Consider the following 26,018-nt stretch of genomic DNA (forward strand, 5'->3'; position numbering starts at 1 on the left):
GGGTGGTCACACTCGCCATTTCAGGTACAATCCTGATTGAAACAGTAGGAAAATCTATCATTAAGCCTGATTGCGTTTGTAAAATTCCGTTGATTTCTTGCTGATTCGGAGTAAAACGAGATTGTGGCTGTGGAAAACTTTTTCTTCATGCTGTGGATTTTCTGTGGATAACATGGGGAAATGCTGATTTCCGTAGGGTTCTGACCGATGCTTATAAATAGCAGGTTCTGATAAAATCCTATTTATCACAGTTGGTTATGTTTTGGGTCGCGGTGGGGAAATCGACATTGTTACGGTTTCGCATCGGCCTGTATTCGAATGTTGCACTTCAAGCTGATAAAACGTAGATACTCATCCATGTTTGAAATATGGGCGCATATCCAGCAGATTCTGCAAAAAAGACTCACTCCGGGCCTCTACAAGGTCTGGATTTCTCCTTTGTCAGCAGAGGTGAAAGGTCACACGGTCAGCCTTACGGCTCCTAACGAGTTCGTGGCCGCGTGGGTCCGTGACAGACTGCTTGGCGATATTACTTCGGCTGCTGCCGAAATCATTGGGCCGCAGGCGACAGTCTCCGTTGTCGCCAGCAAGACTCCGCAAAAGGCTCCGGCCCGCCGCAGTTCCATCACCGTATCCGACGCACAACCGTCCGGTCCGCTGTTTCCCTCTCAGCAGGGAACCGGTGTTGCCGTTGCGCCCGCCGCTTCCCATGAGCAGATTTCGCTGCCCATTTCGCAGCCGCTGGTCAGCAAGGCCATCGACTGGCGTTTCGATTTCGACAGCTTTGTGGTCGGTCCCTGTAACGATCTGGCCTTTGCCGCATCGCAGGGCATTACCCGTTCCTCGCTTTCGGCCGATACGCTGTTCCTCAGCTCCGGCCCCGGTCTCGGCAAGACGCACCTCATGCAGGCAGTGGGCAACGAACTCTGCCGCCAGAGCAACCGCAGCAAGCTGCATGTCGAGTACCTGACCGCAGAAGAATTTGCCACGCGCCTCATCGCTTCCCTCAAGAATCGTGATGTGGACCGCTTCAAGGCCCGTTACCGCGACGTGGACCTGCTGCTGCTTGAAGACGTGCATTTCCTGCAGGGCAAGGAACGCATGCAGGATGAAGTGCTGGCCACCATCAAGGCTCTGCAGTCCCGTGGTTCCCGTGTTGTGCTTTCCAGTTCGTTTGCACCCCGTGACCTGAAGGAGCTGGATAACCAGCTGGTTTCCCGCTTCTGCTCCGGTTTCATCGCTGCAATCGACAAGCCCGATTACGCCACCCGCCGCGATATTCTGTGCCGCAAGGCAAAGCAGTATCAGGTGTTTCTGCCGGACAATGTTACCGACATGCTCGCCGAGAACATTCGTTCCGATGTCCGCCAGATCGAAAGCTGCCTGCATAACCTGATTCTCAAGGCCCGCATCCTGAATCAGCAGATTTCCATGAACATCGCGTGGGATGTTGTCAGCCAGTATGCTTCGCACGAAATCATCATGGACATGGACAGCATTATCCGCTGTGTCTGCAACGGTTTCGATCTTTCTCCCACACAGCTCAATTCCCGTAGTCGCAGACGTGAGTTGGTAGTTGCACGCAATACGGTATTTTATCTGGCGAGAAAGCACACCGACATGTCCCTCAAGGATATCGGCGTGCATTTCAATCGCACCCATTCCACGGTTCTCAAGGGTATTACCAGCCTTGAGCGTGAAATGAGCAAGGAAACCCCCATCGGCCGTCAGGTGACCAACACCGTGGCCATGATTGAACGTAACGGACGAATTACCAGCCTGCGATAGCACGGCTGCGTTTTTCCGTATATTTCTGACTCAGAACGGCACGAATCGCATCCCGATTCGTGCCGTTTTCCGTTTCTGTACTTTTCAAGCGGAGCGGAAATGGATACAGAGATTGATGCCCGCCGGAAAGAGGCGGGTGGATCATAAAAGAGTGTGCTCATTCTGAAAAAGAGCGTGTCGCACTCATGCTTCAAGGAGTGATTATGGAGACGGGACAGGCGTATGTGGAAATAGCGCCCAGACTGCTGGGCCTGCGAGAGGCCGTTGGGCTGTCGGTGGACGAGCTTGCCGCCAAGATCGGTGTGCGGCCCGAAACGGTGAACTTGTATGAAGAAGGCGAGACCGAGATTCCCGTCAGCTATCTTAAGGATGTGGCCAATGCCTGCGGCGTGGATATCACCTCGCTCATTTCCGGCCACGAGGCGCACCTGCACGATTACACTCTGGTGCGCAAGGGGCAGGGACTCAGTGTGGCCCGCCGTGCGGACTACGATTATCTGCATCTGGCATCGCGTTTTACCAACAAACGGATGGAGCCCTTCCTTGTGACAGTGCCCCCCAAGGACGAGAATGAGCTCGTGTGGAACGAGCACGGCGGGCAGGAGTTCATCTATATTCTCAAGGGACGGCTTGAAATCTGGCTCGACCAGCGCCGGCATGAGCTCGAACCCGGCGATTCCATCTATTTCGACTCCAAAATTCCGCACGCTCTTCGCGGTCTTGATGAAGCAGAGGCCGTATTCCTGGACGTGATTAGCTAGTTTCCATCCGGTGCGCGGATACGCCGCGTGAGCACACTTTCCGGTGTGCGGCATCGTTGGATGCCTCCGGATGGAAACAGGCCCTCATGGGCCCGGCCGCCAGCCGTTAACCGGTCAGACAGCAACTGACCCCTGCGGTGTGGCGTTCCTGCACAGAGGTTACTTTGTGCGCTTTGCGCGCACTCCGTATTGACCCGTTTTGAAGGACGCAGAGCCATGCATAAACTTTCATGTTCCAGTTACGAAGAACTTGTTTCCCGTTTTTCCCTTGAAGTTCCCGAGAAATACAATTTTGCCTTTGACGACCTTGATCGTCTGGCGGACGCAACGGTCGATGGTTCCGGCAATCCTCTTGCGCTTGTGCATGTGGATGATGACGGTACACGCCGCGATTATACCTTTTCATGGCTCAAGGATGCTTCTTCCCGCCTTGCGAATGTGCTGAAAACGCAGGGCCTGCGAAAGGGCGACCGTGTCATGCTGGTGCTGTATCGCCGGGTGGAATTCTGGGTGGCCATGCTTGCCTGCCACAAGGTGGGCGCAGTACCCGTTCCGTCTCCCTCGCAGCTGACTCCCAAAGACATCATCTTCCGCGTCAACCGTGCCAATATCCGCGCCATGATCGTGGAAGATTCCATCACCGACCGTGTGGAGGCTTCCCGCCCCGAGTGCCCTTCCCTGACCTGTCTCGTGGAGGTCGGTGGCACCTCGCGTCCTGACTCGCGTCCTGACTCGCGTCCTGACTCGCGTCCTGACGGTTGGCTGGATTACGAAACTGCCGTGGCTGATGCCTCGCCCGTTTTCCCCAAGCCGCAGGGGGATGCGCTGGCAGGCGGTTCAGACCCGCTTCTCATTTTCTTTTCTTCCGGCACCACGGGCATGCCCAAGATGGTGGAGCACACCCATACCTATCCGCTTGGTCACTACATGACCGGCGCATACTGGCACGACCTTGAAGAAGGTGACCTGCACCTCACCCTTGCCGATACCGGCTGGGGCAAGGCCGTGTGGGGCAAGTTCTACGGGCAGTGGCTTGCCGGTGCTTCCGTTTTTGTATGGGATTTCCGTGGCAAGTTCGAGCCTGCCCGTCTGCTTGAGCAACTTGCGGAACATAAGGTGACCAGCTTCTGCGCACCGCCCACGGTATACCGTTTTCTCGTGCGTGAGGACCTTGCCAAGTATGATCTTTCCGCCCTGCGCCATTGCACCACGGCCGGTGAACTGCTCAACGACAGCGTATTCCTTGCATGGAAGAAGCAAACCGGTCTGCCCATCTATGAAGGCTACGGGCAGACGGAAACCACCCTGCAGATCTGCACCCTGCCCACAATGGAGCCGAAACCCGGTTCCATCGGCCGCGCTGCTCCCGGTTGGGATATCGTGCTGCGCGATATGGCAGGCAGAATCTGTCCTCCCGGTGAGGAAGGCGAAATTTGCGTGCGTGTTTCGGAAAAGACCCCCGTGGGCCTCTTTACCGGTTATATGGAAGATCCTGAAAAAACCGCTTCCGTCATGCTGAACGGGTACTACCACACAGGCGACAAGGCGTGGGTGGATGAAGACGGCTATTTCTGGTTCCTCGGCCGTGTGGACGACCTGATCAAGTCCTCGGGCTACCGTATCGGACCTTTCGAGGTGGAATCCGCCCTTGTTTCGCACGAAGCAGTGGTGGAAGCCGCTGTAACCGGTGTTCCCGATGACCTGCGCGGGCAGATAGTCAAGGCGACCGTGGTGCTTTCTGCCGGTTTCACGCCGTCTCCCGAGCTTACCAAGACGCTGCAGGACCACGTGAAAAAGGTGACAGCTCCCTACAAATACCCGCGTATAGTCGATTACGTGGCCGAGTTGCCAAAGACCATTTCCGGCAAGATCCGCCGGGTGGAAATTCGTCAGCGTGACGAAGAAGCCGCAAAAAAATAGTATCCGTCGGGATATCTATATGAAAGGCCGGAAGCACAAGCTTCCGGCCTTTCAGGTTAATGACAAACCCTCGTTTTCAGTATAACCGCATTCCCGTTAAGCCGGAACTGGGGTCCAAAAACGGATTTTCATCGCTTATACGAGGTGCAGGAACGTTAGGTTCCTGCCCGGCGGAGCCAAAAAAAATACCAAAAATGACTTTGTCAGCAGTCTGAAAGGCCGGAAGCATAAGCTTCCGGCCTTTTTTCGCAGTCGCGTCTTGTCGTTCGCGTAATCTTGTAGTCGCGGTATGGTGTTGCGAAAGGCAGAGCTTCCGCCATCGCCGTTCAGATGGCACCACGGGCGTGCCCGTATCAGATCTTCTGGCGAACGCCCTTCATGGTCAGGCCGATGCGTTTGCGCTGCTGATCCACTTCCACCACGCGTACACGCACGCGCTGCTGCACGCGCACGACATCAGCAGGGTCCTTCACAAAGTTGTCCGAAAGCTGGGATACATGCACCAGACCGTCCTGATGCACGCCGATATCCACAAACGCGCCGAACTTGGTCACGTTGGTAACAATACCGGGTAGTTCCATGCCGGTGGAAAGGTCGGCAAGGGTGTGCACGTCGGCAAAGGAGAAGGGCGCAAACTCGGGTCGCGGGTCACGGCCGGGCCGTGCCAGTTCCTGAACGATGTCGGTCAGGGTGGGCAGGCCGATGGTATCGGTGACGTAGTCATCAAGGCGTATGCGCTTACGCAGGGTCTCGTCGCGAATGAGGTCGGCAACGGTGCATCCCTGATCCTTGGCCATGCGTTCCACTATGGCGTAGGATTCCGGATGTACGGCAGATGCATCAAGCGGGTTTTTTGCGCCGTTGATGCGGAGAAAGCCCGCGCACTGTTCATAGGCCTTGGGACCGAGGCGTTTGACCTTGAGAAGCTCCTTGCGCGATGCAAAGGGGCCGCTTTCCGTACGCTGGGCAACGATGTTGGCTGCCAGCGTGGGGCCGAGGCCGGAGACGTAGGTCAGCAGTTCCGCGCTGGCGGTATTCAGCTCCACGCCCACGCTGTTCACGCAGGATACAACCACGTCTTCCAGCGAGCTCTTGAGGGCTGTCTGGTCCACATCGTGCTGATACTGCCCCACACCGATGGCCTTGGGATCGATCTTCACCAGTTCGGCAAGGGGGTCCATGAGGCGTCTGCCGATGGACACGGCGCCGCGTACCGTTACGTCGTGGTTGGGGAATTCCTTTCGGGCCACATCAGAGGCGGAATACACCGACGCCCCGCTTTCGTTGACCATGACTACCATGACGGATTCCGGCAGGCCGAGGCTGCGGACAAAGGCTTCCGTCTCGCGCGATGCCGTGCCGTTGCCGATGGCGATGGCTTCGATATTGAACTTGGAGACGAGGGCGGTAACGCGTTTGGCGGCCTCTTCAACCTTGGCACCGCCGGTAACGGGATAGATGGTCTCATTGTGGAGCAGAGCCCCCTGTGCATCGAGGCAGACCAGCTTGGCACCGGTGCGGAAACCGGGATCGAGCGCAAGCACGCGCTTCTGTCCAAGGGGGGAAGCCAGCAGCAGCTCGCGCAGGTTGGCTGCAAACACGGCTATGGCTTCCTCGTCTGCGCGGTTCTTGAGCAGGGTGCGGGCCTCGTTTTCCATGGAAGGGGCAAGCAGCCGCTTGTAGCAGTCTTCGGCCGCCATATCCATCTGACGGGAGCAGGGGCTGCTGCCGGTGACGAAATGCCGTTTCAGCGCCTGCAGGGCCATGGGTTCATCAGGGCGCAGGGAAAGGCTGAGCATACCTTCGCGCTCGCCGCGCATCATGGCGAGGATACGGTGGCCGGGAGCCGCCTTGGCAGGTTCCTGCCAGCTGAAATAGTCGCGGAAGGTAGCTGCTTCATCGGCTTTTTCACCGGCTGTCTTGGTGGCTGATGAAACGAGCTGGCCGCGCATGGAAAACATGATGCGCATGACCTTGCGGGTTTCCGTGTCTTCACTGATGCGTTCAGCCACGATGTCGCGGGCGCCTGCGAGGGCAGCTTCCGTATCTGGTACGTCATTTTCCGGCGATACGAACTGCGCGGCTGCCTTTTGCGGCACATCGCGCGGGTCCTGCTTCCACAGGATGTCGGCAAGCGGCTCAAGCCCGCGTTCGCGTGCAATCTGCGCTCTGGTGCGCCGCTTGGGGCGGTAGGGCAGGTAGATGTCTTCAAGCGCGGCAAGGGTTTCTGCCCCGTCCACTGCCTTGCGCAGTTCCGGAGTGAGCAGCTCGCGTTCTTCCAGCGACTGCGTGATGGCGCTGCGGCGTTTTTCCAGTTCGCCGAGTTGTTCGTTCCTGTCGCGGATGGCGGCAATGGCCACTTCATCCATGCCCCCTGTGACTTCCTTGCGGTAGCGGGCGATGAACGGAATGGTGGCGCTGTCGTCAAGCAGGGCGATAACGGCTTCAACCTTGGCTGCGGAGAGGGAAAGTTCTTTGGCAATGCGTGTGGCAAATGTGGTCATGCTGGTTCTTTGAAAAAAAGCTGTTGTTGTTTGTGAATGTATGCTTACATTGATTCCGTGGATACGTTATTGCACGTAACCGTTTCTACGGAAAGGAGGAAACATGAACTATTCGGAACGTGATCTTCCTGTTGTCATCAGGGAGGCGGAAATGGTGTCATTGGCAGATGGCGCTGTGGTGCGCTACGAAGAAAGCGGCGGAGCAAGAGAGGTGTTTGTGGGTGATGAGTGGTCATCGCGTGCCACCCTTTTCCCGAGTATGTCTTACGAGCTTGATTGCCCCGGCTGTTCGTATCTTCTTTCGGCCACGGATGATGGTCTTAAGGTGGAGCGCAAGGCATAGTCTGCCTTGGGTTCCGATAAATGCATGAAACACATGAGGCCGCCCTGGCGGCCTCATCTTTATTGCGCGGGCAGGTCGCCCTTGAGATTGGCCAGCTTGGCGCGCAGGTAGTCGGCAAGCGTATTGCCCACGTCGTCCTGACCGGACTGTTCCATGCCGAGGGCGGAGAGGTCTTCGGCAATCTGCTTTTCCATACGCTGTGATTCCATGAACATGACGTATACCAGCGACAGGGTGGCCCTGTTTTCCTCGGTGTCGGTGCACAGTTCGGCAAGCTGGTTGAGCGGCACAGTCTCAAGAAGACGGTCCACGAACATGTCCACCCACTTCCGGTAGACGGATGCGGGAATCTCGGGCACCAGCGAGGCAACTTGTCCTGCGGCCCTGTTTTCGACATTGGGCATGGTCACGCCCATGAATTCACCAAGGGCTTCGGTTCTGCGTTCGCGTGAATCGGACAGACGGGCGAGAATGACGTTGGAAATATGTGTGCGGATGTTCTGCGTGTCCATTGTGATCCTGCTGCCGGAAAGACCGGTAAAATAGGTTGCATCATGCATCTTCCTGTTACGGGAGACGGTTCGGGCAAGGTACTGTATCGCGCAGCATGATGCAAGAACAGGCCGGAATATGGACCAAATGTGTGTTTTGACAAAAACGTAAAACGGCCCCACACAGGTGGAGCCGTTTTGTATGCGATGTATGGCAGAAGGATTACAGCGCTGCGCGGGCGGCAGCAATGGCTGCTTCGTAATTGGGTTCGTTGGTAACTTCGGGCAGCACTTCCTGATAGACGATCTTGCCTTCCTTGTTCACGACGAGGACGGCGCGGGTAAGCAGGCGCAGTTCCTTGATGATAAGGCCGTAGGCTGCGCCGAACGCCATATCCTTGTGGTCGGAAAGGGTGGTCACGGCGTTAATTCCGGCTGCGCCGCACCAGCGGGCCTGCGCAAAGGGAAGGTCGGCGGATATGGTCAGCACGGCAATGCCGTTGCCGAGATTGGCTGCTTCCTGATTGAAACGGCGGGTTTCCACATCGCAGACGGGGGTGTCGAGCGAGGGAACGGCAGAGAGGATGAGCACCTTGCCCTTGAAGTCTGCCAGAGTCTTGGGAGAAAGGTCGTTGCCGAGCACGGTGAAGTCGGGAGCCTTGTCGCCCACGGAGACGGGAGAGCCCTGCAGGGTAAGTCCGTTGCCCTTGAAGGTGATGATGCCGGTACGTTCAGTCATTGAAAGTCTCCTTATTATTCAGAAAACGTTGTTATCTTGGGGTGGTGAGGGTTGGCGGATCACTTCGTCAGCCAGCCCGTTTGAGAACATAACGCACTTTGAGCTAAATGGGAATAATTCTCACAAAAAAATATGGCTCTCTGCCCATCTTTCTCAAGTTACCATTTTGTACGAACTGATTTCACTATTTTGTAAAATTATTGCGACTGTTTTCAACATAATTGTAAAATTTGACAATCAAGCAAAGTGTCCATTTGCAGAAAAGCCTGCATTTGCAGGGTGATTCATTGCTGGCAAGCCTCTTGCTAAGGGAAGGCTCATAGGCTGCGGGTGGCGGCTGTCTCGTGGTGAGGGCACTGCGGGATGTCACTCTTGGATTATTTACCACAATGAGCGTTGTCTTGAGCGAGGAGGCTACAATATGAATGCGGCGGATACCGCCTTTATTCTCGTGTGCGCAGCACTGGTAATGTTCATGACGCCAGGTCTGGCGTTATTCTACGGCGGCCTTGTCCGCTCCAAGAACGTTCTTTCCACCATAATGCACAGCTTCATGCTGCTGGGGGTTGCCACACTCGTTTGGGTGGTGGCGGGGTATTCCCTTTCCTTCGGTTCCGACCATGGCGGCCTCATCGGCGGTCTGGAATTCATGTTCCTTGAGGGAGTGGGGGTGGAGCCGGGACCGGCCGCGACCATTCCTCACGCACTGTTCATGATCTTTCAGTGCATGTTTGCGGTTATCACGCCTGCGCTTATTTCCGGTGCCTTTGCGGAGCGCATAAAGTTCAGCGCCATGGTTGCTTTCAGCGTACTGTGGATTCTCTGCGTATATGCCCCCATGTGCCACTGGGTATGGGGCGGCGGCTGGATGGCCCAGATGGGCGCGCTGGACTTTGCCGGCGGTGCAGTGGTGCATATGAGCTCCGCTGCTGCGGCACTTGCCGCAACGCATGTGCTTGGCCGTCGCCGCGGATACGGCAAGATGGCCTTTGTGCCGCATAACCTGCCCATGACCGTACTCGGTGCAGGCATTTTGTGGTTCGGCTGGTTCGGCTTTAACGCCGGTTCCGCCCTTGCCGCAAACGGTACCGCTGTCATGGCTTTTGTCACCACGCACATCGCAGCTGCTTCCGCAGCCGTGAGCTGGGTCATCGTGGAATGGCTCCATAGCGGCAAGCCCACCACGCTGGGTGCCGCATCCGGCGCGGTTGCCGGTCTTGTGGCCATCACGCCCGCCGCTGGTTTTGTCAGCCCCATGGCTGCCTGTGTCATCGGTCTTGTAGGCGGCGTTGTCTGTTTCGGCGGTATTCTGCTCAAGAATATCTTCAAGTATGACGATGCGCTTGATGTTGTGGGCATTCACGGCATCGGCGGCAGCTGGGGTGCACTTGCCACCGGCATTTGGGCATCCGAGGCATACGGCGGGGTCAACGGCCTGCTGCATGGCGCTCCCGTCCAGCTCTGGACGCAGCTTGTGTCCGTGGTTGCCACGTGGTTGTTCTGTTATGTGGTCAGTTATATTCTGTTCAAGGCCATTGATCTGGTCATGGGACTGCGTGTTGATGCAGAAGCCGAGCAGGCCGGTCTTGACGTGAGCGAACATAACGAGACTGCTTACACCGGCTAACCCTTTGACGCGATTGTAATCGTGGTCTACAAGAATACTCTGGCGGGGCCACATGTCCGCCAGTGACAGCAGCAGGTCTGTTGCATGACCTGAACAGGGATATGACAATGAAAAAGCTTGAGATCATTATCCGTCCTTTCAAGCTGGACGAAGTGAAAATGGCCCTGACCGATCTTGACATCAAGGGGATGACCGTCACGGAAGTGAAAGGTTTCGGTCGCCAGCGCGGGCACAAGGAAGTGTATCGCGGTGCCGAATATCAGGTGGATTTCATGCCCAAGGTGAAGATCGAGGTTGTGGTGGATGATGCACTGGTGAAGCCGGTGCTCGATTCCGTCAGCAAGGCAGCCAGAACAGGCAAAGTCGGTGACGGAAAGATATTCATCATGCCTGTGGACGATGTCTACCGCATCCGCACGGGCGAGATGGGGTCGGACGCCGTCTAGCCTTCGACCAATGATGGGGCGGGCCGGACAGCTTTGTTGTTCTGCCTGCCACAACCTAACTCGGATTTGATGACAAAAGATATACTTACCCCGTCCAGCGGAGATGCCACCAAGGCCCTGGCCGCTGGACGGGCTTCTCTTATACTGGAGCTTGAACAGCCTCCCAGGCCCGGAAGCGTACGCTTTGAACGGGCCTTTACCCGTTTGCTCGACATGTATTTTCAGACCCGCGTGGTGGAAACCGGCGCGGACAGGCAGAAGATCGCCCTTGTGGCGGTAGGCGGATACGGGCGCGGTGAAATGTGCCTTGGTTCCGACATCGACATCATCATCCTCTGCCGCAGAAGCATCCCTCCGCAGGCCATAGATGTGGCCCAGCCTCTTTTCCTGCCCCTCTGGGATGCAGGCTATTCGCTGGGGCACGGCTTCCGCACCATTGCCGATTGCGTGAAGCTGGCCAACAAGGATCACAAGGTTCTCTGTTCCCTTCTGGATGCCCGTTTCGTGGCAGGCGACAGCTCCATTTATGAAGAACTGCAGCAGCGCATGCGCGACAAGGTGCTTGCGCGGCGCGAAAAGGCATTCCTGCAGTGGCTGGATGACGAACACGCGGAACGCCTCGCCACCTACGGTGACGGCGCCGTTCTGCTGGAACCCAACCTGAAGGAAGGCGTGGGCGGGCTGCGTGACTATCACCGCCTGTTGTGGCTTGCCCGCTTGCGCGGTGCCACCGGCGATGTGAATGGCGTTATGCGGCAGGCCGGATTCAGTGAAGACGACTGCCAGCTGCTGGAGCGCAATGTGGATTTTCTGCACCGGGTACGCAACCGGCTGCATGCGCTCAGCAGGCGCAAGAGCGACAAGCTCTATGTGGACATACAGCCCGAACTGGCTGCGCGCATGGGATATGCCGATACCACGGGAATGCTGGCCGTGGAACTGTTCCTCGGCGACCTGCACCGCTGCATGGGGGATATAAAGGCGCTTGCGGCCGCATTCCGTTCGATCATGGGTGATGCCTCCGAACATGCGGATGCCGTGTGCGCCTCCTCGTCCGGTGCAGTGCTTGTGCAGGACAACGTGGTCCACATCTGCCCGCCCGAGGCGCTGATCGAAAATCCCGCCCTGATATTACAGGCGCTGGATGAAGCCGTTGTCCGGCCGGATGGTGCAACCCCTGTGTTGTCGTGGGAAACGCGGCAGACCATATCCCGTCTTGTGCGGGAGGAGCCGGAACGCCTGACGGAACTGGAAGGAGTATGGCCCACGCTGGTCCGCATTCTCACTTCCGGCAGGGCGTTTGACATCATGGAGCAGATGGTCGGCGTGGGGCTGCTTTCCGCGTTCATGCCCGATTTCGGCAGGGTGCGCGACCGTGTGCAGTTTGACGGCTTTCACACCTATCCGGTGGGACAGCATACCCTGTTCGTGTTGAGCTATCTGGAATCGCTTCCCAAGGAGCAGCATCCTGTTTTCACTCCGCGCTGGGAAAAGCTTGAGGATGTGACCGTGCTCATGCTTGCCGCCCTGTTCCATGACCTTGGCAAAGGCGGCAACGATGCCACCTCGCACTCGGTCAAGGGAGCTGCCATGGCGCGCGCCCAGCTGGCCCTGTGGGGCGTGGACGAAGCCCTTGCAGAAGAAGTGGCATTCCTTGTGGAACACCACCTGTTGCTGGCCCGCACGGCTCACAGGCGTGACCTGTCGGACGAATCAGTCGTGGCCCAGTGTGCCGGAACCATTGCCACGCAGGAACGGCTTGATCTTTTGTATCTGCTTACCTACGCCGATTCGCGTGCCACAGGTCCCAAGGCATGGAACCAGTGGTCCGCATCGCTGTTATCTGAACTGTACGGCAAAGTTGCCAACATGCTGCGTGACAGCACGCTGGCAACCCCGTTGTCCGCCCGTACCATATGCGACACCCGCAAGCGTGTGGGCGAACTGCTGATGCAGCCGGAATCTCCGGTGTCGTTTGAGGAAGGCGAGCCCATGCTGGAGCATCTGCCTTCGCGCTATGCATTGGTGGTAAATCCGGAGAACATTGTCCGGCACATGGGGCTGGTGCGCGAACTGGGCAAGGAAATCAAGGACGCACAGCGCAGGCTCAGTGAAGAAAGGGCGGCGCGAGGTATTGTGCTGCTTGATCCACGTCCGCTGGAGGGCAGGCAGAGCGATGTGTGGGAGCTTGTGGTGGTGGCCCGCGATCAGCATGGCCTTTTCGCCACGGTGGCCGGGGTGCTGGCGCTGCATAACCTTAAGGTTTTTTCCGCTGATGCGTTTGTCTGGAGAGACGGAACGGTTGTGGACGTCTTTCATGTCTCTGCACCGCCGGACCCGCTGTATCCCCGCGAATTCTGGGTGAAAGTACGCGGTTCCATCCAATATGCCCTCACGGGTAAGCTGTCGCTGGAGTATCGCATAGACCAGACCCGCGATCAGTTCCCCAAGCCCCATCGGGGCAGAAATGATGTATCCGTGGTCATAGACAACGGTCTTTCCGATTTCTATACCGTGATTGAGATCACCGCTCCTGACAGGCGTGCCCTGTTGTACGATGTGGCCCGCACACTGCAAGCCATGCGGCTGGACATCCTGTTCGCCAAGATCGCCACACTCGGGACGCAGACCAATGACAGCTTCTCCGTGCGGGATACCTACGGGCAGAAGCTGCTGGACGATGATCAGGTCACGGAAATCCGCAATGCACTGCTGCACGCCCTGCAGCAGTAATCCGCCATACAGACATACTACGCCCTGCGGGGTGCCACATATCTGACCGGACTGCGTTGTATAAGCGCCGGTTCCGGATTCTGTTTCGAATGCATATGGGAGAACTGACTTGAACGAATATATTCTGACAGCAGCCATCTATGCGGCTGCCGGATTTGTGCAGGGGCTTACGGGCTTTGGCTCGGCTCTTGTGGCCATTCCGCTGATGACAATTTATATGCCGTTGTCAGAAGCTGTGGCGGTATCCATTCTGTGCGGCGTGGTGCTGAATGCACAGGTGGGCTGGAGCTACCGGCGCTACGCGGACCGCGAACGTCTCCGCCCCCTGTTCATAGGCGCTGCCCCCGGGGTTCTGGCCGGTGTGTACCTGCTGCACAACGTACCGGGCGACATAATGAAGGCAGGCATGGGCGTGTTTTTGATGCTGTATGCTGCCTACGGGCTCTTTTTCGAACGGGTCAAGGCCAAGGGAATATCCCGTCGCTGGGGTTACCTTGCGGGATTTGCCAGTGGTGCCATAGGTGCCGCATTCAGCGCAGGCGGACCGCCGACCGTTGTGTATGCAACCCTGACCGGTTGGCCCAAGGACGTGATAAAGGCCGCACTGGCGTACTTCTTTTTCGCTGTATGTATCGTCTCGGCGGGAGCTCATGCGGCATCGGGCATGTGGAGCCTCAAGGTGCTGACCATGTTCGCCCTGACGGCTCCGGCTTTGTGGTTCGGAACGCGCCTTGGCATTCACTTTTCCGGCGGAATAGGGGAGCGTACCTACCGAAGGCTGCTCTTTACCATGCTGGCCTGTATGGGCGTGCTCATGCTGCGTCCTTTCTAGATGCGGTAGTCTCTAGTTCTGTCACGCTGACACAGCCGTGCCAGCACCCGTATACGTCCTGCCTGTCGTTGCCGGTAAGGGGACAGGCGAGGCTGGCCGCAAAAGGTCACTTCGTCTTTGCCAAGAGCAGAATATGTGCAGTGTAATGGCAGTAAAAAAGGCCGGTTCCTCGCGGAACCGGCCTTTTGCTTGGCGTATGTGGGGCTACAGAATCTGTTCAAGGAATTTCTGCAGGCGCGGATGCTCGGGGCTGTTGAAGAAGTGGTCAGGCGTGCCCACTTCCAGAATTTGTCCCTGATCCATGAACACGATGCGATCTGCCACTTCGCGGGCAAAGCCCATTTCATGTGTTACCACGACCATGGTCATGCCTTCTTTGGCAAGGTTGACCATAACATCCAGAACTTCCCCGATCATTTCAGGGTCCAGCGCCGATGTGGGTTCGTCGAAAAGCATGATCTTGGGCTGCATGGCAAGGGCGCGGGCAATGGCCACACGCTGCTTCTGTCCACCGGAAAGCTTGGCGGGATAGACATTGGCCTTTTCCGAAATGCCAACCTTTTTCAGCAGGTTGAGCGCGGTGGATTCGGCCTCGTTTTTTGCTACCTTCTTGAGCCGCATGGGGGCCATGGTCAGGTTTTGCAGAACCGTCTTGTGCGGGAACAGGTTGAACGACTGGAATACCATGCCCAGCTCCTGACGGATGGCATTGATGTCATTGCCGGGATCGTTCACGTCCAGCCCGTCGACAATGATGTTGCCCTTGTCGATGGTTTCCAGCCGGTTGATGGAGCGCAGCATGGTGGATTTTCCCGATCCGGAAGGACCGATCACCACGACTTTTTCGCCTGGCTGAATGTCCAGGGTTACGTCGTTGAGCGCCGTGAGCTGGCCGAAGAACTTGTAGACGTTCCGTATCTGGATAATGGGGGAATTAGTGTTCGTCATAGTAATTCAACTTTGCTTCCATGATGCTGACCGCCTTGGACAGCAGCAGGGTGATACACAGATAGATGAGGGCAACCATGAGGTAGGCTTCGAAATACTCGAAGGTTACCGACGCATATTCGCGGCCGCGGCGGAACAGCTCGGAAACGGCCAGAACGGAGATGAGCGAAGAGTCCTTGAGCAGTGCAATGAATTCGTTACCCACGGGCGGCAGAATGGTGCGCCATGCCTGCGGCAGTACCACCAGCATCATGGTCTGGCGGGAGTTGAAGCCCAGAGAGCGGGCCGCTTCGGTCTGTCCCTTGTCAATGGCGTCTATGCCTGCGCGGAAGACTTCGCCCATGTATGCGCCGTAGCACACGCTCATGGCAATGACCGCAGAGGCAAGGTCCGAGAGCTGTACGAATTTTCCGAGCGCGTAGTAGAGGAAGAATAACTGAACCAGCAGCGGAATGCCGCGGATTATTTCCACATAGGTAGAGGCGATGAGGTTGATTGTCCTGTTCTTGGAGAGGCGGCCGAGGCCTGTTACGAGGCCGATGGGAATGGTAACGAGAATGGAGGATATAGTGACCTGAAATGTGACGAGAATGCCGTCAGGCAGGAATTTGAGAATCTCGTAGTAGGGCTGTGGCTTTGAGATGCAGAGATACAGAATAGAGCCGATGGCAAGGAAAAGCGATATGAGCCATGCGGAAACAAGGTGTTTGTCCTTGCTGGAAGGAATGAGCATCCCATCCGTTACCGCAATGCGTATTTCTTTTTTTTCTACAGTCATTGAATGCTCGGATATGCTGAGTGGTCTATCAAAAGCAAGGGACCGGTACAACAGTACCAGTCCCGATAATAACTTATATTACGGCTGGTTATTTGCCAACCCACTTTTCGCGAAGAGCCTTTTCAATGCCCTTTTCCTGAACGGCCTTGATGCCCTTGTTCAGCAGGTCAACCATTTCCTTGTCGCCCTTCTTGACCACGAAACCATAGTATTCTTTCTGATCGGCTTCAACAATGAAACCGACCTTGAGCTTGCCGGAGTACTTTTCATTGTTCAGCACGTAGTCAAAGGCGGTTACGTCGTCGCAGATGGCGGCATCGATACGGCCGGTGAACAGAGCTTCAACAGCGTGGCCCACTTCGTCAAATTCCTTGGGGGAAACGCCGCCGTCCTTCTTGGCAACAAAGATGCCGGTGGTGCCGATCTGGCCGCCGATGGTCTTGCCCTTGAGATCGGCAAGAGTTTTGGCTTCGCTGGTAACAGGCAGGATAACAGCCTGTTTTACTTCAAAATAAGGTTCGGAGAAGTCGTACTTGGCCTTGCGTTCTTCAGTGATGGAAACGGAAGAAGCGATCATGTCGTACTTGCTGTTGGCAAGACCGGCGAAAATGCCGTCCCATGCAACGTTCTTGTGCTCGACGGTAAGACCGAGTTCCTTGGCGATGGCGTCGGTGTAATCGACGGAGTAACCGACGATCTGCTTGTCCTTGTTAACGAATTCCATGGGGGGCCAGGTGGCGTCATGGGCGATGACAATGGTCTTTCCGGCAAGGGCCACATTGGCAGTCATGAGAACGGCCAGCAACGTAAGCAAGGTTTTTTTCAGCATCCTCGTATCTCCTGAACTACTTGATATTTGTAAAAAAGCCTTCTGTTTTGTTGTACGTGATCTGCCAAAATGTCAATGCGAATCAGCGGAATCCGCAGAAAAAAGCACAGAAAATTACAAAAATGTGCTTAGTGGTGGTCGTATCAGGTACTACGGCGGTCTGAAATGCCTAACTGAATATGAAGGTTACCAGCAAAGGCACTGCGACTGTAAGGAACATGCCGCTGAATACCGCGACAATCCCGTAGCGTTCTCCCGAGCATCTTACAATTATGGGCAAAGTGGTGTCCATGGCTGTGGCACCGCCGCCTGCAACAGGTCCGAGCTTGCCGAAGACACGCGTAAGCAGCGGGGCGGTGAGCAGGGTGGTCAGTTCGCGGATGATATTGCTCATCAGCGCGACGGAACCGAGAACCGGGTCCACCATTTTCGTGATCATGATACTGGAAAGGGAGTAGTAGCCGAATCCGGCACCTACGCCGAGCGCGTGCAGCAGCGGCATATCACCGAGCAGCAGGCTGGCTGCTGCGGCACCGCAAAAGGTGCCGATGATGATGAATACGGGAACGAGCAGCACCTTGAGGTGCATTTCGCGCAGCACACGCCAGCAACGGGTGTCAAACCCAATGGACATGCCCACGAGAAAGAGCAGGGTGTAGAGCGAATACGTCGCAAGCGCATCGTCTGCTACCCACTCCGGCAGAATGTTCAACCGGCCCATCAGGCAGCCCGCCACGAAGAATCCGAGAATTATCAGACTACCTTTCATCGAGCCTCCCCCGCAGAATATACCGTTCCAGCGCCCATGTCGCAGCGGCGCTGCCAATGAGGCACGACAGGCTTATGACCATGGCGCGCACGCCTATGGTGCCCAGCTGGGCCACAAGGTTTTCGTTGGATCCAAGCGATACGCCGAGCAGGAACAGGAGCCCGTAGATGGCCCACATGGTAAGCTTGTCTACGGAGTGAACCACCTTCTCCTGATGGCGGAGGGCATAGCCGACGGGAATGCCCGCAAGAATGCAGCCGACTTCGATAAACACGATGTTCTCCAGAGCTGTGAGTGCGGTAACAGGTGAAATGGAAGAGTATGTTCCGGTTATGAGGGGGTATACCGGAGGCAAGGGGGGTGTCAATTGTGCCCGAATATGCGATTGTAGAAATAAATATCGGAAGATGTGACGCTGGTCACACTGCCGGACCGAATGAGGTTTTACAAAAGAAGCAGGCAGCGAAGAAAAGAACATCAAACAGGGCCGCGCGCCCGGGAGATATGCCATGCAACGTACAAGCCTTACTGAAGTACGCGATTACAGGCAGACCGGATTTCACAAGTATCTGGTGCACGAATCCGAAAACTTCAAGATTCTGAACTTCAATTTTATGGCAGGCCAGTCCCTGCCCATTCACAGCCATGATCTGGACGGCGAGCTTTCCATCCTGGTTTTGTCCGGGCGAGGAGAGTTTCTTGCGGCAGACGGTGCAACCCTGCCTGCGGAAGAAGGGGATGTGCTCATTTCCGAAATCCGGGAGCCGCACGGCATCCGCGCCATTACGGACATGAGCGTGCTGGTGACCATTGCTCCTCCCATCTAGCCGGAAGAAAGCTGGGCCGGTCTGCAAAACGGGACCGCTACTACATGATACAAAAAGAAAGGGCACCTTGCGGTGCCCTTTTATTTATCTTGCTACTCGTGACCTGCGCGATTGCACATAGGCATTCCGGATGGCCGTATAGGGCTCCACGGCAGCCTTTTTGAGCTCCTCGTAATCGGCAAGCTGCCGATCGAAGGAGTTGAATTCGTTATAGGACTTGAGGCCGGTCGAAGCCGTCCACGGGGTGACATAGGAAACCGGATTGAGGAAGTAGTCTCCCGTCAGACCTGCGGTGTCGCGGAGCGAGGAAGGACCGAGGAAAGGCCATACGAGGTAGAAGCCTTCGCCGAATCCCCATACGCCCAGAGTCTGGCCCATGTCTTCTTCGTCATCACTGATCTTGATGAGCGGTTTGTTTTCCTTGGCAGGATTCATGAGACCGCCGAATCCGGCGGTGGTGTTCACCACGAACCGTGCACTTTCCACACTGGCTTCAGCAAATTTGCCCTGCAGCATGCAGCTGACGAAGCGGACGGGATAGAGCAGGTTATGAAAAAAGTTGCTCACGCCGGCTCTGAGTTCCCAGGGGGTAACTGCGGAGTAGCCTTTGTGGAGCGGCTTGAGGACGTCAACGTAGAGAACGTCGTTGAAGCCGAACCAGAAGCGGTTCCATCCTTCAAACGGGTCGTTTACTTCGTAGTTGTTGTCGAAGGAATATTCTGCGTCATCATCAAAGGTTTTAAGCCCTGTGTTTCGGGAATACACCGGCTCCTGCTTCTGAGCGGAAGAGGCAACGACATACATGTCCGCAGGATATTCCGGTGCCGAATAGGCCAGCGCTGCGTTGCGGTCTGCAAAGGCGGGGTGGGCTGTCAGGGCGATAAACCCTGCTGCGATGAGTAGCTTGGCGAATAATTTCATGAGAGTGCCTTACGTTGCTATTCGGTTTTACCGTTCTGCTTGCGCACTTCTTCCGCGCGGCTCTGCACCCGCTCGATCAGTGCCTCGGCATCTTTGTTGCCATCGGTCATCAGTTCCTGGAACTGCGTACGGTAGTTCTTTACAAGACTGACACCTTCAATAATGACATCATAGATGACCCAATGGTCTTTCTGCAACATGCGATAGTCTACAGGAACAGTTTTTCCTTCAAAGTCCAGAAGCGTCTGTACTTCGACCTTGTCGCCCTTGGTGCTGGACCGCTGGCCGGTGTAGGTTGTGCCGTTGCCGGTGTAGCCTTTTATCCGTTCAAGATAGGTGGCGCGGAGCAGGTCTGCAAAGGCCTTGGAGAAGCGGGTCTGCTGATCAGGAGTGAACGAGCGCCACTTCTTGCCCACAGTACGGGCCGCAAATTCGTCGTAATCGAAAATAACCGCTACGGTGTTCTCGATCTTCGAAAGCATTTCTTCCCGGTTGGCTCCTTCAGAGTACCGGGGATCGTTCAGAGTAGCAAAAACCTCGTCCAGCGCGTGCTTGAGTGTGCTCTGCGCGTCGGTTTCAGCTGCAGCGTGAGCTGCCGGAGCCACTGCAAACAGCATTGCGCACAGGACAAAAAGTCCCAATGCAGCGCGCAGCGGATGGTTGAGAAAACACATTACTTAACTCCCCCGAAAACATATTTGCTGATTAATTCTTCTATATCCACGGCGGATTCCGTTTCCGTAATCTCGTCACCCTGCCCAAGGGTGGTTGTGGAACCGCCGGGAGCCAGTTTTATGTACTTGTCACCGATAAGGCCGCTGGTTTTGACAGAGGCAATGACATCGTCCGTGAGTTCCACGTCTTTGCGGATGGCAAGTGCCACGCTGGCAAGGCTGTCCTGCTGGTCCAGCGTAATGGAGGCCACCTTGCCGACAGGAACGCCCGCAATCTCGACATCCGCCCCGACGCGCAGGCCGGTGATGGAGGCGAAACGTGCGGTCACCGTGTAGGTGTCGGCTCCCATCACTTCCATCTTGCCGAGCTTGATGGTGAGATAGCCGACGCACAGCAGGCAGATGAGAACAAACACTCCGACTGATGTTTCCTTAGCATATTTTTTCATACACGGTTCCGGGGTAAAGTTGACGTTAGCATCTATTTGTTAAGCCATGCCTGCAAAGCGGCACGGGCCTCTTCGCCGAGCTTGAGGTCCGGCGTCTTCATGTCGCCTGCCGAACGGTCGAGGAATTGCCTCAGGTACGGATCATCGGTGCCCTTCAGTTGCTCGATTCCGCCGGAATAGACAGCCTTTCCGTCGTGCAGCACAAGAGCGTAATCCGCAATGGTGTACAGGCTGGCAAGATCATGGCTGACAACAATGATGGACATTTCCGGAAAGTGCTTCTTCATGTCCAGAAGCAGCCGGTCCATCTGTGCCGAATTAATGGGATCAAGTCCCGATGTCGGCTCATCGCATAACAGAATGGGCGGGTCTGTGACAATGGCCCTTGCAAGGCCGGCCCGTTTGCGCATGCCGCCCGAAAGCTGGTTCGGATAATACTCTGCGAACTGAGCCAGGCCCACCAGTTCCAGTTTGTGGTGCACAATCTTTTGTATGGTCGCCTTGTCGAGACGGGTATGCTCCGTAAGCGGCAGGGCAATGTTTTCACCCAGCGTCAGCGAGCCGAGCAGTGCGCCGTCCTGAAAAAGCACGCCCATCCGGCGGCGTACTTTCCTGAATTCCTTGGACGAAAGTTTGAAAAGGTCGTGCGGTCCGAGAAAAATTTTGCCACCCATGGGGCGCTTCAGGCCGAGAATGTGCCGCAACAGCGTGGACTTGCCGTCCCCGGACCCTCCGAGAATTACGGAAATTTTGCCTGCCGGAAGAGTCACCGAAATATCCTCGAGCACGACGGTGTCGTCGTATCCGAGGCGGAGGTTCTCCAGCCGTATGTCCCACCCGTTGTCTTGCATTTCGTGGCAGCCTGTGTGGTTAGAGCAGGAAGGAGGTTATGACGTAATCCGTGATCAGGATGAGCACGCATGACATGACCACGGCCGAAGTTGTGGAGTTTGAAACACCCTCCGGACCGACTCCATCCTTGCGCAGATGCGTGTAATATCCCTGAAAACAGCTGACCGTTGCCACGATGATGCCGAAAAGCAGCGCCTTGGTGAAGCCCTCGTTTATATCCGAAATATCGACGCTGGACTCAATGCGGTAGAAATAGATGCCGGAGTTTATGCCGAGCATGACCACACCAGTGAGGTAGCCGCCGATGATACCTATGACGTCGAACAGGGCGGTCAGCAGGGGAAAACAGATGATCGAAGCGGCTATGCGCGGGCTGACAAGGTAACTGATGGGGTTGATGTCCATAACTTCCAGCGCGTCGATCTGGTCCGATATGCGCATGACGCCGATTTCCGCAGCCATGGAAGATCCGGCACGGCCCGTGATCATGATCGCGGTGAGTACCGGACCCAGTTCACGGATGAGCGAAAGCGCAACGGCAGCACCCAGCAGACCCTCAGACCCGAACTTGACGAGAGTATAGTACCCCTGCAATCCGAGCACCATGCCTGTGAAGATGCCGATGAGCGAAATGACCAGCAATGATTTTGAACCGATGAAATACATCTGGTTCACTATTTTGCGCAGCTGTTTCGGTGAGGAAAAAATGTGCAGAAAGCCGTTGATGAGGAAAATGAACATGGCCCCCATCTCTCCCACGATGGAAAGCGTGCGGATTCCGAGAGCCGCTAAAGGAGAGGGAGAGGGTGATGATGTGTTCATTGTGCTATCTTGCATGCAACCGCGTCTGTTACTGATTACTGACAGGAGGGTTGCGTAACAGTTTGTATGGTTTTGTTTAAAAAAGTCAACGAAATGTTGCAGTATTAACGTGTTTTTACATATCGGCTGAATCTACTGCAGCGTCTTTTCCTTGAGCATGGGCTTGCTTATTCCCATGGTTTGCAGGGTGCTCTTCAGGTCGCGGGTGTCTTCAGGCGTTCCGCGGAAGAGAACCTGCACTCGGTGCCATGTGGCTCCGTTTGATTTGGCACTCTCGATTCTGGACTTGAGGCCGGAAGCTTCAATCCGCGCTTTCAGGCGCACGGCGGCATCAAGGTCCTGTGATGCCGCTACCTGATAGACATAGTTATATACTTCGCCCTTTCCGGTGTCCGCAGCTGTTTCTGTAGCCACGGTCTGCACTGCCGGTTTGGCCGGTTCCACAACCGGTTTGGGCGTTGCTTTCACAACCGGAGCAGCCGGTCTGGACGGAGCAGGGGACTGTTTTACGGTCCGCGCTGCGGGTGCCGGGTCCTTTTTCAGCTGATCGAAAAATGCCAGTTCTTCAGGCTTGATAACCTGTTGTGCCACCGGTGTTTCCTGCAGGCCTGCGACATTGGGCTGGCCGGAGGCGTTCAGTCTGGGGGCAGGCATGAACTGCTTGAGCTCCGGAACCGCCTCTTCAGGCTGGTAGCCGCGCCCCACAATAAGGCCGAACACGAATACCCAGACGAAACAGAGCAGACTTACAACCGCCAGCCCCGTACAGGCAGCGGGACTGGCGGTTATGGTGATTTTGCGTTTGCCGGTTGCCCCGGCTTCTTTTTCTTTGGAAAAGCTTATGCCCATGAGTATGGTCTTCAACTACATTGATTCGGGGGCGCTTACGCCGAGCAGGTTCAGGCCGTTGCGGATGACACAGGCAACGCTCTTGAGCAGCAGCAGACGTGCGGCCACAACAGATTCGTCACCGGCGTTCAGCACGGGATTGTTGGCGTAGAAGCGGTGCAGCGCGCTGGCCACGTCCTGCATGTAGAAGCTGACGTGGTGGGGGGCAAGCTGGCGGGCAGCCGCTTCCACCACATCCTCGAACTGTTCGAGAAGGCGCAGCATGTCCAGTTCATCGGCATTGCCGAGCGCTGCGAGCAGTGCGGGAGTTGCCTTGGCGGGCACGGTCATGCCGCGCTCTTCCGCCTTGCGGATGACCGAGGCAATGCGGGCATGGGCGTACTGCACGTAGTACACGGGGTTATCCATGGACTGCTGCTTGACCAGATCAAGGTCGAAATCCAGATGGCTGTCGCTCTTGCGGGAAAGGAACATGAAGCGGGCGGCGTCGCGGCCCACTTCCCTGACCACTTCTTCCAGCGTGTCAAAGGTACCCGCACGGGTGGACATGGCAACCTGTTCACCGCCGCGCAGCAGGTTCACGAGCTGCACGAGGATGACGTCAAAGCTTTCCTTGGGCTTGCCGAGCGCTTCCACGGCGGCGCGCATGCGCGGCACATAGCCGTGGTGGTCTGCACCCCAGATGTCGACGCACAGGTCGAAACCGCGGTCGTATTTGTTGTCGTGGTAGGCGATGTCGGATGCGAAATAGGTGAGCAGGCCGTCGGACTTTTTCAGCACGCGGTCCTTGTCGTCGCCAAAGTCGGTGGTGCGGAACCACAGTGCGCCGTCCTGCTCAAAGGCAAGGCCGGCCGCACGCAGGCGGTCAAAGGTCTTGTCCACGGCACCTTCTGCCAGCAGGGACTTTTCGGAGAACCACATCTGATGCTCCACATTGAAGTCCGCAAGGTCCTTCTTGATGCCGTCGAGAATGTCGTTCAGGGCGTAGTCGCGGCAGATTTCAAGAGCTTCCTGCTCGGGCAGTTCCATGAGGTTAGGATGCAGCTTCAGCACAACAGCGGCAATGTCCTTGATGTATTCGCCGCGGTAGAAATCTTCGGGGTCGGGCAGATCCTGACCGGAAAGCTGCTTGGCGCGGAACAGCACGGAGAAGCCGAGGATGTACATCTGACGCCCGGCGTCGTTGATGTAGTATTCGGTTTCCACGTCATAGCCTGCAAACCGCAGTACGCGGGTAAGGCTGTCACCCACGGCGGCACCGCGGCCGTGACCGATGTGCAGGGGGCCGGTGGGGTTGGCGGAAACGTATTCCACCTGTGCGCGCTTGCCGCAGCCATAGGAAACGCTGCCGTAGCGGTCGCCAGCCTTTTCGATGATATTGACGGTTTCGCGCCAGAAATCATCGGTAAAGGTGATGTTCAGAAAGCCGGGGCCGGCAATGTCGATCTTTTCAATGAACGGATCATTCTGCTGCAGGGCACCGGCAATGCGGGCGGCCAGATCACGGGGGCTCACATGGGCCTGCTTGGCGAGCACCATGGCGATGTTGGCAGCCATGTCACCGTGCTGCTTGTCCTTGGGGGGCTCGATGGTGGCCTTGTCGGGCCAGGTCAGATCCATGCCTTCCACGATGGTGCGGAGGGCGGAGAGCAGATGAGTCTTTGCGCGCATTGTTTCGGTTCTCTGAATATATGAAAGTTATTGTTGGTGATATGCAAAGCGGGGTACGGACAGGCTCCATACCCCGGTTCGAACTTGTCTTTATATCACGACTCGCCACACATGAAAAGATCTCAGGGGTGAGTTCCGCAGACAAACCTGCAAAAGCCGGTTGGCATGCGCTGAAAGACGTGTCGGACGGTGTATTCCGGTTTCCAATGTATTCTGTCGGGCTGTCCGGTCAGATGCGGCAGCCCGTCAGCCAGTAGCCCAACCTGTCGCTTTAGTAGCAGTTCAGGCCAGTCAGCCAGGTCAGCCAGACTATTCCGCCAGATACGCCTGAGCCGCTTCGAGGTTGCCCACGGAAACGGAAGACCATTCGGAAGAATCCGCAACAGGCTTGAGAATCTGCCCCAGCATTTTGCCGAGAACACCCTTGGGGCCTACTTCGACAAAGGTGCGCATGCCCGCATCGAACTGGTTGCGGATGGTGTCTATCCACATGACCGAAGAGGTCATCTGGGTGGGCATGATATCCTTGAGCGAAGCTGCATCGGCAACAGCCTTGCCGTTCACGTTGCAGTAAACGGGGAACTTGGGCTTGTTCCAGTTCAGCTTGGCCATGTGTGCGGAAAGTTCCTTCGCCGCCTCGTTCATGAGCGGGCTGTGGAACGCGCCGGAAACGGACAGCGGCACGGCGCGGCCCTTGCGGGTTTTCACGCGTTCAGCTGCGTCGGCAATGGCTGCCTTGGTGCCGGAAAGCACGAACTGGCCGGGAGTGTTGTAGTTGGCAACGCGGATCATTTCCCCCACGGCTTCGGCAGATTCCCTGACCACGGCTTCCACATCGGCAAGTTCCATCTTGAGCACGGCGGCCATGGTGCCGGTTCCCGCAGGGTCGGCTTCCGCCATCAGGCGTCCGCGCAGGGAAACCGTTTCAAGAACGGCGTCCACGCTCAGTGCTTCGGCAGCAGCGAGTGCGCTGAATTCGCCGAGGCTGTGACCGGCGGTGCATGCAGGGGTTGCCTTGCCTGCCACACAGGTCCACAGGGCGATGTTCACCACGGTGAGCGCGGGCTGCAGGTTGCGGGTGTTGGCCATTTCGGCTTCGTCGCCGTCCCAGTATATGCCTCGAAGGTCAATGCCGCTTATGGATTCGGCCTTCTTCCAGATATTCATGATGCCGGAATCGGCTTCGGCGAGATCCTTGCCCATGCCGGGTTCCTGAGAACCCTGACCGGGGAACAGGATGGACAGTGCTGGATTGAGGGGCATGTATGTGCTCCTGTGATGAGTGTTTGTTCAACGAGCCTTGCGTGCAGTGGTAATAGAGTATCTGTAAACAGCTTGCAAGTGTCGCTCCGGTTCAGTATTCATCAGGGTTGCGGCGTGTGCTCCGGGTGTCCGGTGCAGCACGCTGCTCAGGCATGGCAGAGCATGGCCGGTATTGCGGCAGC

General features: G+C 56.5%; 25 protein-coding genes. 9 read left to right on the forward strand and 16 right to left on the reverse strand.

Annotated elements, in window-relative coordinates:
- The first annotated feature begins 357 nt into the window (after positions 1–357).
- The 3 genes from dnaA to HUV30_RS08585 all read left to right on the forward strand — a co-directional run bounded on the left by dnaA (position 358) and on the right by HUV30_RS08585 (position 4,469).
- Positions 358–1,788, forward strand: a complete 1,431-nt coding sequence (gene dnaA, locus HUV30_RS08575) for a chromosomal replication initiator protein DnaA (RefSeq protein WP_174405028.1) — start codon at positions 358–360, stop codon at positions 1,786–1,788.
- A 203-nt stretch (positions 1,789–1,991) separates the two neighbouring features.
- Positions 1,992–2,549: a helix-turn-helix domain-containing protein gene (locus tag HUV30_RS08580; protein WP_174405029.1), complete on the forward strand. Its 558-nt coding sequence runs from the start codon at positions 1,992–1,994 to the stop codon at positions 2,547–2,549.
- Between the two features lie 216 nt (positions 2,550–2,765).
- The gene (locus HUV30_RS08585) at positions 2,766–4,469 is read left to right on the forward strand and encodes an AMP-binding protein (RefSeq protein ID WP_174405030.1); all 1,704 of its coding nucleotides are present in this window, start codon (positions 2,766–2,768) and stop codon (positions 4,467–4,469) included.
- A 353-nt stretch (positions 4,470–4,822) separates the two neighbouring features.
- Here HUV30_RS08585 and HUV30_RS08590 read toward each other — a convergent pair whose 3' ends face one another.
- A complete protein-coding gene (locus HUV30_RS08590) occupies positions 4,823–6,973 on the reverse strand; it encodes a Tex family protein (RefSeq protein WP_174405031.1) in 2,151 nt (716 codons plus the stop codon).
- Between the two features lie 103 nt (positions 6,974–7,076).
- Here HUV30_RS08590 and HUV30_RS08595 point away from each other — a divergent pair, with 103 nt between their 5' ends.
- Positions 7,077–7,316, forward strand: coding sequence for a hypothetical protein (locus tag HUV30_RS08595; RefSeq protein ID WP_174405032.1), 240 nt, complete (start codon positions 7,077–7,079; stop codon positions 7,314–7,316).
- A 59-nt stretch (positions 7,317–7,375) separates the two neighbouring features.
- Here HUV30_RS08595 and HUV30_RS08600 read toward each other — a convergent pair whose 3' ends face one another.
- Both HUV30_RS08600 and tpx read right to left on the reverse strand, forming a co-directional pair.
- A complete protein-coding gene (locus tag HUV30_RS08600; protein WP_174405033.1) occupies positions 7,376–7,828 on the reverse strand; it encodes a hypothetical protein in 453 nt (150 codons plus the stop codon).
- 202 nt (positions 7,829–8,030) lie between these two features.
- Positions 8,031–8,546, reverse strand: a complete 516-nt coding sequence (tpx, locus tag HUV30_RS08605) for a thiol peroxidase (protein ID WP_174405034.1) — start codon at positions 8,544–8,546, stop codon at positions 8,031–8,033.
- 421 nt (positions 8,547–8,967) lie between these two features.
- Between tpx and HUV30_RS08610 the strand changes: the two genes are divergently transcribed.
- The 4 genes from HUV30_RS08610 to HUV30_RS08625 all read left to right on the forward strand — a co-directional run bounded on the left by HUV30_RS08610 (position 8,968) and on the right by HUV30_RS08625 (position 14,184).
- On the forward strand, positions 8,968–10,173 hold the full coding sequence (locus tag HUV30_RS08610; protein WP_174405035.1) for an ammonium transporter: 1,206 nt from the start codon (positions 8,968–8,970) through the stop codon (positions 10,171–10,173).
- 107 nt (positions 10,174–10,280) lie between these two features.
- A complete protein-coding gene (locus HUV30_RS08615; RefSeq protein WP_174405036.1) occupies positions 10,281–10,619 on the forward strand; it encodes a P-II family nitrogen regulator in 339 nt (112 codons plus the stop codon).
- Positions 10,620–10,688: 69 nt separating this feature from the next.
- Entirely contained in the window at positions 10,689–13,352 is a 2,664-nt protein-coding gene (gene glnD, locus HUV30_RS08620) for a [protein-PII] uridylyltransferase (protein ID WP_174405037.1), read from the forward strand.
- Between the two features lie 109 nt (positions 13,353–13,461).
- The gene (locus tag HUV30_RS08625) at positions 13,462–14,184 is read left to right on the forward strand and encodes a sulfite exporter TauE/SafE family protein (RefSeq protein WP_174405038.1); all 723 of its coding nucleotides are present in this window, start codon (positions 13,462–13,464) and stop codon (positions 14,182–14,184) included.
- Positions 14,185–14,388: 204 nt separating this feature from the next.
- Here the strand turns inward: HUV30_RS08625 and HUV30_RS08630 are convergent, their stop codons facing one another.
- The 5 genes from HUV30_RS08630 to HUV30_RS08650 all read right to left on the reverse strand — a co-directional run bounded on the left by HUV30_RS08630 (position 14,389) and on the right by HUV30_RS08650 (position 17,782).
- A complete protein-coding gene (locus HUV30_RS08630; protein ID WP_174405039.1) occupies positions 14,389–15,132 on the reverse strand; it encodes an amino acid ABC transporter ATP-binding protein in 744 nt (247 codons plus the stop codon).
- The gene (locus tag HUV30_RS08635) at positions 15,119–15,910 is read right to left on the reverse strand and encodes an amino acid ABC transporter permease (RefSeq protein WP_174405040.1); all 792 of its coding nucleotides are present in this window, start codon (positions 15,908–15,910) and stop codon (positions 15,119–15,121) included. Before HUV30_RS08635 ends, HUV30_RS08630 begins: the two co-directional genes overlap by 14 nt.
- Positions 15,911–15,998: 88 nt before the next feature.
- Positions 15,999–16,739 (reverse strand): basic amino acid ABC transporter substrate-binding protein, encoded by a 741-nt coding sequence (locus tag HUV30_RS08640; protein ID WP_174405041.1) that lies wholly within the window; start codon positions 16,737–16,739, stop codon positions 15,999–16,001.
- Between the two features lie 169 nt (positions 16,740–16,908).
- Positions 16,909–17,508 (reverse strand): LysO family transporter, encoded by a 600-nt coding sequence (locus HUV30_RS08645; RefSeq protein ID WP_174405042.1) that lies wholly within the window; start codon positions 17,506–17,508, stop codon positions 16,909–16,911.
- Positions 17,498–17,782, reverse strand: a complete 285-nt coding sequence (locus HUV30_RS08650) for a LysO family transporter (RefSeq protein ID WP_174405043.1) — start codon at positions 17,780–17,782, stop codon at positions 17,498–17,500. The genes HUV30_RS08645 and HUV30_RS08650 overlap by 11 nt, the downstream gene beginning before the upstream one ends.
- 235 nt (positions 17,783–18,017) lie before the next feature.
- Here HUV30_RS08650 and HUV30_RS08655 point away from each other — a divergent pair, with 235 nt between their 5' ends.
- Entirely contained in the window at positions 18,018–18,335 is a 318-nt protein-coding gene (locus HUV30_RS08655; RefSeq protein ID WP_174405044.1) for a cupin domain-containing protein, read from the forward strand.
- An 84-nt stretch (positions 18,336–18,419) separates the two neighbouring features.
- Here HUV30_RS08655 and HUV30_RS08660 read toward each other — a convergent pair whose 3' ends face one another.
- From HUV30_RS08660 to HUV30_RS08695, 8 genes are all read right to left on the reverse strand, one after another.
- Positions 18,420–19,256 (reverse strand): MlaA family lipoprotein, encoded by an 837-nt coding sequence (locus HUV30_RS08660; protein ID WP_174405045.1) that lies wholly within the window; start codon positions 19,254–19,256, stop codon positions 18,420–18,422.
- Positions 19,257–19,273: 17 nt separating this feature from the next.
- Entirely contained in the window at positions 19,274–19,930 is a 657-nt protein-coding gene (locus HUV30_RS08665; protein WP_243452123.1) for an MlaC/ttg2D family ABC transporter substrate-binding protein, read from the reverse strand.
- The gene (mlaD, locus tag HUV30_RS08670; RefSeq protein WP_174405046.1) at positions 19,930–20,379 is read right to left on the reverse strand and encodes an outer membrane lipid asymmetry maintenance protein MlaD; all 450 of its coding nucleotides are present in this window, start codon (positions 20,377–20,379) and stop codon (positions 19,930–19,932) included. Before mlaD ends, HUV30_RS08665 begins: the two co-directional genes overlap by 1 nt.
- Positions 20,380–20,411: 32 nt before the next feature.
- Positions 20,412–21,230 carry an ABC transporter ATP-binding protein gene (locus tag HUV30_RS08675; protein ID WP_174405047.1) on the reverse strand — a complete coding sequence of 273 codons (819 nt, stop codon included), beginning with the start codon at positions 21,228–21,230 and terminating at the stop codon, positions 20,412–20,414.
- Positions 21,231–21,249: 19 nt separating this feature from the next.
- The gene (locus HUV30_RS08680; protein ID WP_243452124.1) at positions 21,250–22,053 is read right to left on the reverse strand and encodes an MlaE family ABC transporter permease; all 804 of its coding nucleotides are present in this window, start codon (positions 22,051–22,053) and stop codon (positions 21,250–21,252) included.
- A 132-nt stretch (positions 22,054–22,185) separates the two neighbouring features.
- Positions 22,186–22,917, reverse strand: coding sequence for an SPOR domain-containing protein (locus HUV30_RS08685; protein WP_174405049.1), 732 nt, complete (start codon positions 22,915–22,917; stop codon positions 22,186–22,188).
- Entirely contained in the window at positions 22,918–24,573 is a 1,656-nt protein-coding gene (argS, locus tag HUV30_RS08690) for an arginine--tRNA ligase (protein WP_174405050.1), read from the reverse strand.
- A gap of 309 nt (positions 24,574–24,882) precedes the next feature.
- Positions 24,883–25,836 (reverse strand): ACP S-malonyltransferase, encoded by a 954-nt coding sequence (locus HUV30_RS08695; RefSeq protein WP_174405051.1) that lies wholly within the window; start codon positions 25,834–25,836, stop codon positions 24,883–24,885.
- Between the last annotated feature and the right edge of the window lie 182 nt (positions 25,837–26,018).

The sequence above is a fragment of the Desulfovibrio subterraneus genome (assembly GCF_013340285.1).
GTDB lineage: Bacteria > Desulfobacterota > Desulfovibrionia > Desulfovibrionales > Desulfovibrionaceae > Halodesulfovibrio > Halodesulfovibrio subterraneus.

Coding starts and splice junctions, on each gene's coding strand:
- HUV30_RS08580 (WP_174405029.1), top strand. CDS start 1,992: ATGGAGACGGGACAGGCGTATGTGGAAATAGCGCCCAGACTGCTGGGC.
- HUV30_RS08615 (WP_174405036.1), top strand. CDS start 10,281: ATGAAAAAGCTTGAGATCATTATCCGTCCTTTCAAGCTGGACGAAGTG.
- HUV30_RS08585 (WP_174405030.1), top strand. CDS start 2,766: ATGCATAAACTTTCATGTTCCAGTTACGAAGAACTTGTTTCCCGTTTT.
- HUV30_RS08590 (WP_174405031.1), bottom strand. CDS start 6,973: ATGACCACATTTGCCACACGCATTGCCAAAGAACTTTCCCTCTCCGCA.
- HUV30_RS08610 (WP_174405035.1), top strand. CDS start 8,968: ATGAATGCGGCGGATACCGCCTTTATTCTCGTGTGCGCAGCACTGGTA.
- HUV30_RS08640 (WP_174405041.1), bottom strand. CDS start 16,739: ATGCTGAAAAAAACCTTGCTTACGTTGCTGGCCGTTCTCATGACTGCC.
- HUV30_RS08595 (WP_174405032.1), top strand. CDS start 7,077: ATGAACTATTCGGAACGTGATCTTCCTGTTGTCATCAGGGAGGCGGAA.
- HUV30_RS08655 (WP_174405044.1), top strand. CDS start 18,018: ATGCAACGTACAAGCCTTACTGAAGTACGCGATTACAGGCAGACCGGA.
- HUV30_RS08645 (WP_174405042.1), bottom strand. CDS start 17,508: ATGAAAGGTAGTCTGATAATTCTCGGATTCTTCGTGGCGGGCTGCCTG.
- glnD (WP_174405037.1), top strand. CDS start 10,689: ATGACAAAAGATATACTTACCCCGTCCAGCGGAGATGCCACCAAGGCC.
- argS (WP_174405050.1), bottom strand. CDS start 24,573: ATGCGCGCAAAGACTCATCTGCTCTCCGCCCTCCGCACCATCGTGGAA.
- HUV30_RS08665 (WP_243452123.1), bottom strand. CDS start 19,930: ATGTGTTTTCTCAACCATCCGCTGCGCGCTGCATTGGGACTTTTTGTC.
- HUV30_RS08630 (WP_174405039.1), bottom strand. CDS start 15,132: ATGACGAACACTAATTCCCCCATTATCCAGATACGGAACGTCTACAAG.
- HUV30_RS08635 (WP_174405040.1), bottom strand. CDS start 15,910: ATGACTGTAGAAAAAAAAGAAATACGCATTGCGGTAACGGATGGGATG.
- tpx (WP_174405034.1), bottom strand. CDS start 8,546: ATGACTGAACGTACCGGCATCATCACCTTCAAGGGCAACGGACTTACC.
- HUV30_RS08675 (WP_174405047.1), bottom strand. CDS start 21,230: ATGCAAGACAACGGGTGGGACATACGGCTGGAGAACCTCCGCCTCGGA.
- HUV30_RS08660 (WP_174405045.1), bottom strand. CDS start 19,256: ATGAAATTATTCGCCAAGCTACTCATCGCAGCAGGGTTTATCGCCCTG.
- HUV30_RS08695 (WP_174405051.1), bottom strand. CDS start 25,836: ATGCCCCTCAATCCAGCACTGTCCATCCTGTTCCCCGGTCAGGGTTCT.
- mlaD (WP_174405046.1), bottom strand. CDS start 20,379: ATGAAAAAATATGCTAAGGAAACATCAGTCGGAGTGTTTGTTCTCATC.
- HUV30_RS08600 (WP_174405033.1), bottom strand. CDS start 7,828: ATGGACACGCAGAACATCCGCACACATATTTCCAACGTCATTCTCGCC.
- dnaA (WP_174405028.1), top strand. CDS start 358: ATGTTTGAAATATGGGCGCATATCCAGCAGATTCTGCAAAAAAGACTC.
- HUV30_RS08680 (WP_243452124.1), bottom strand. CDS start 22,053: ATGAACACATCATCACCCTCTCCCTCTCCTTTAGCGGCTCTCGGAATC.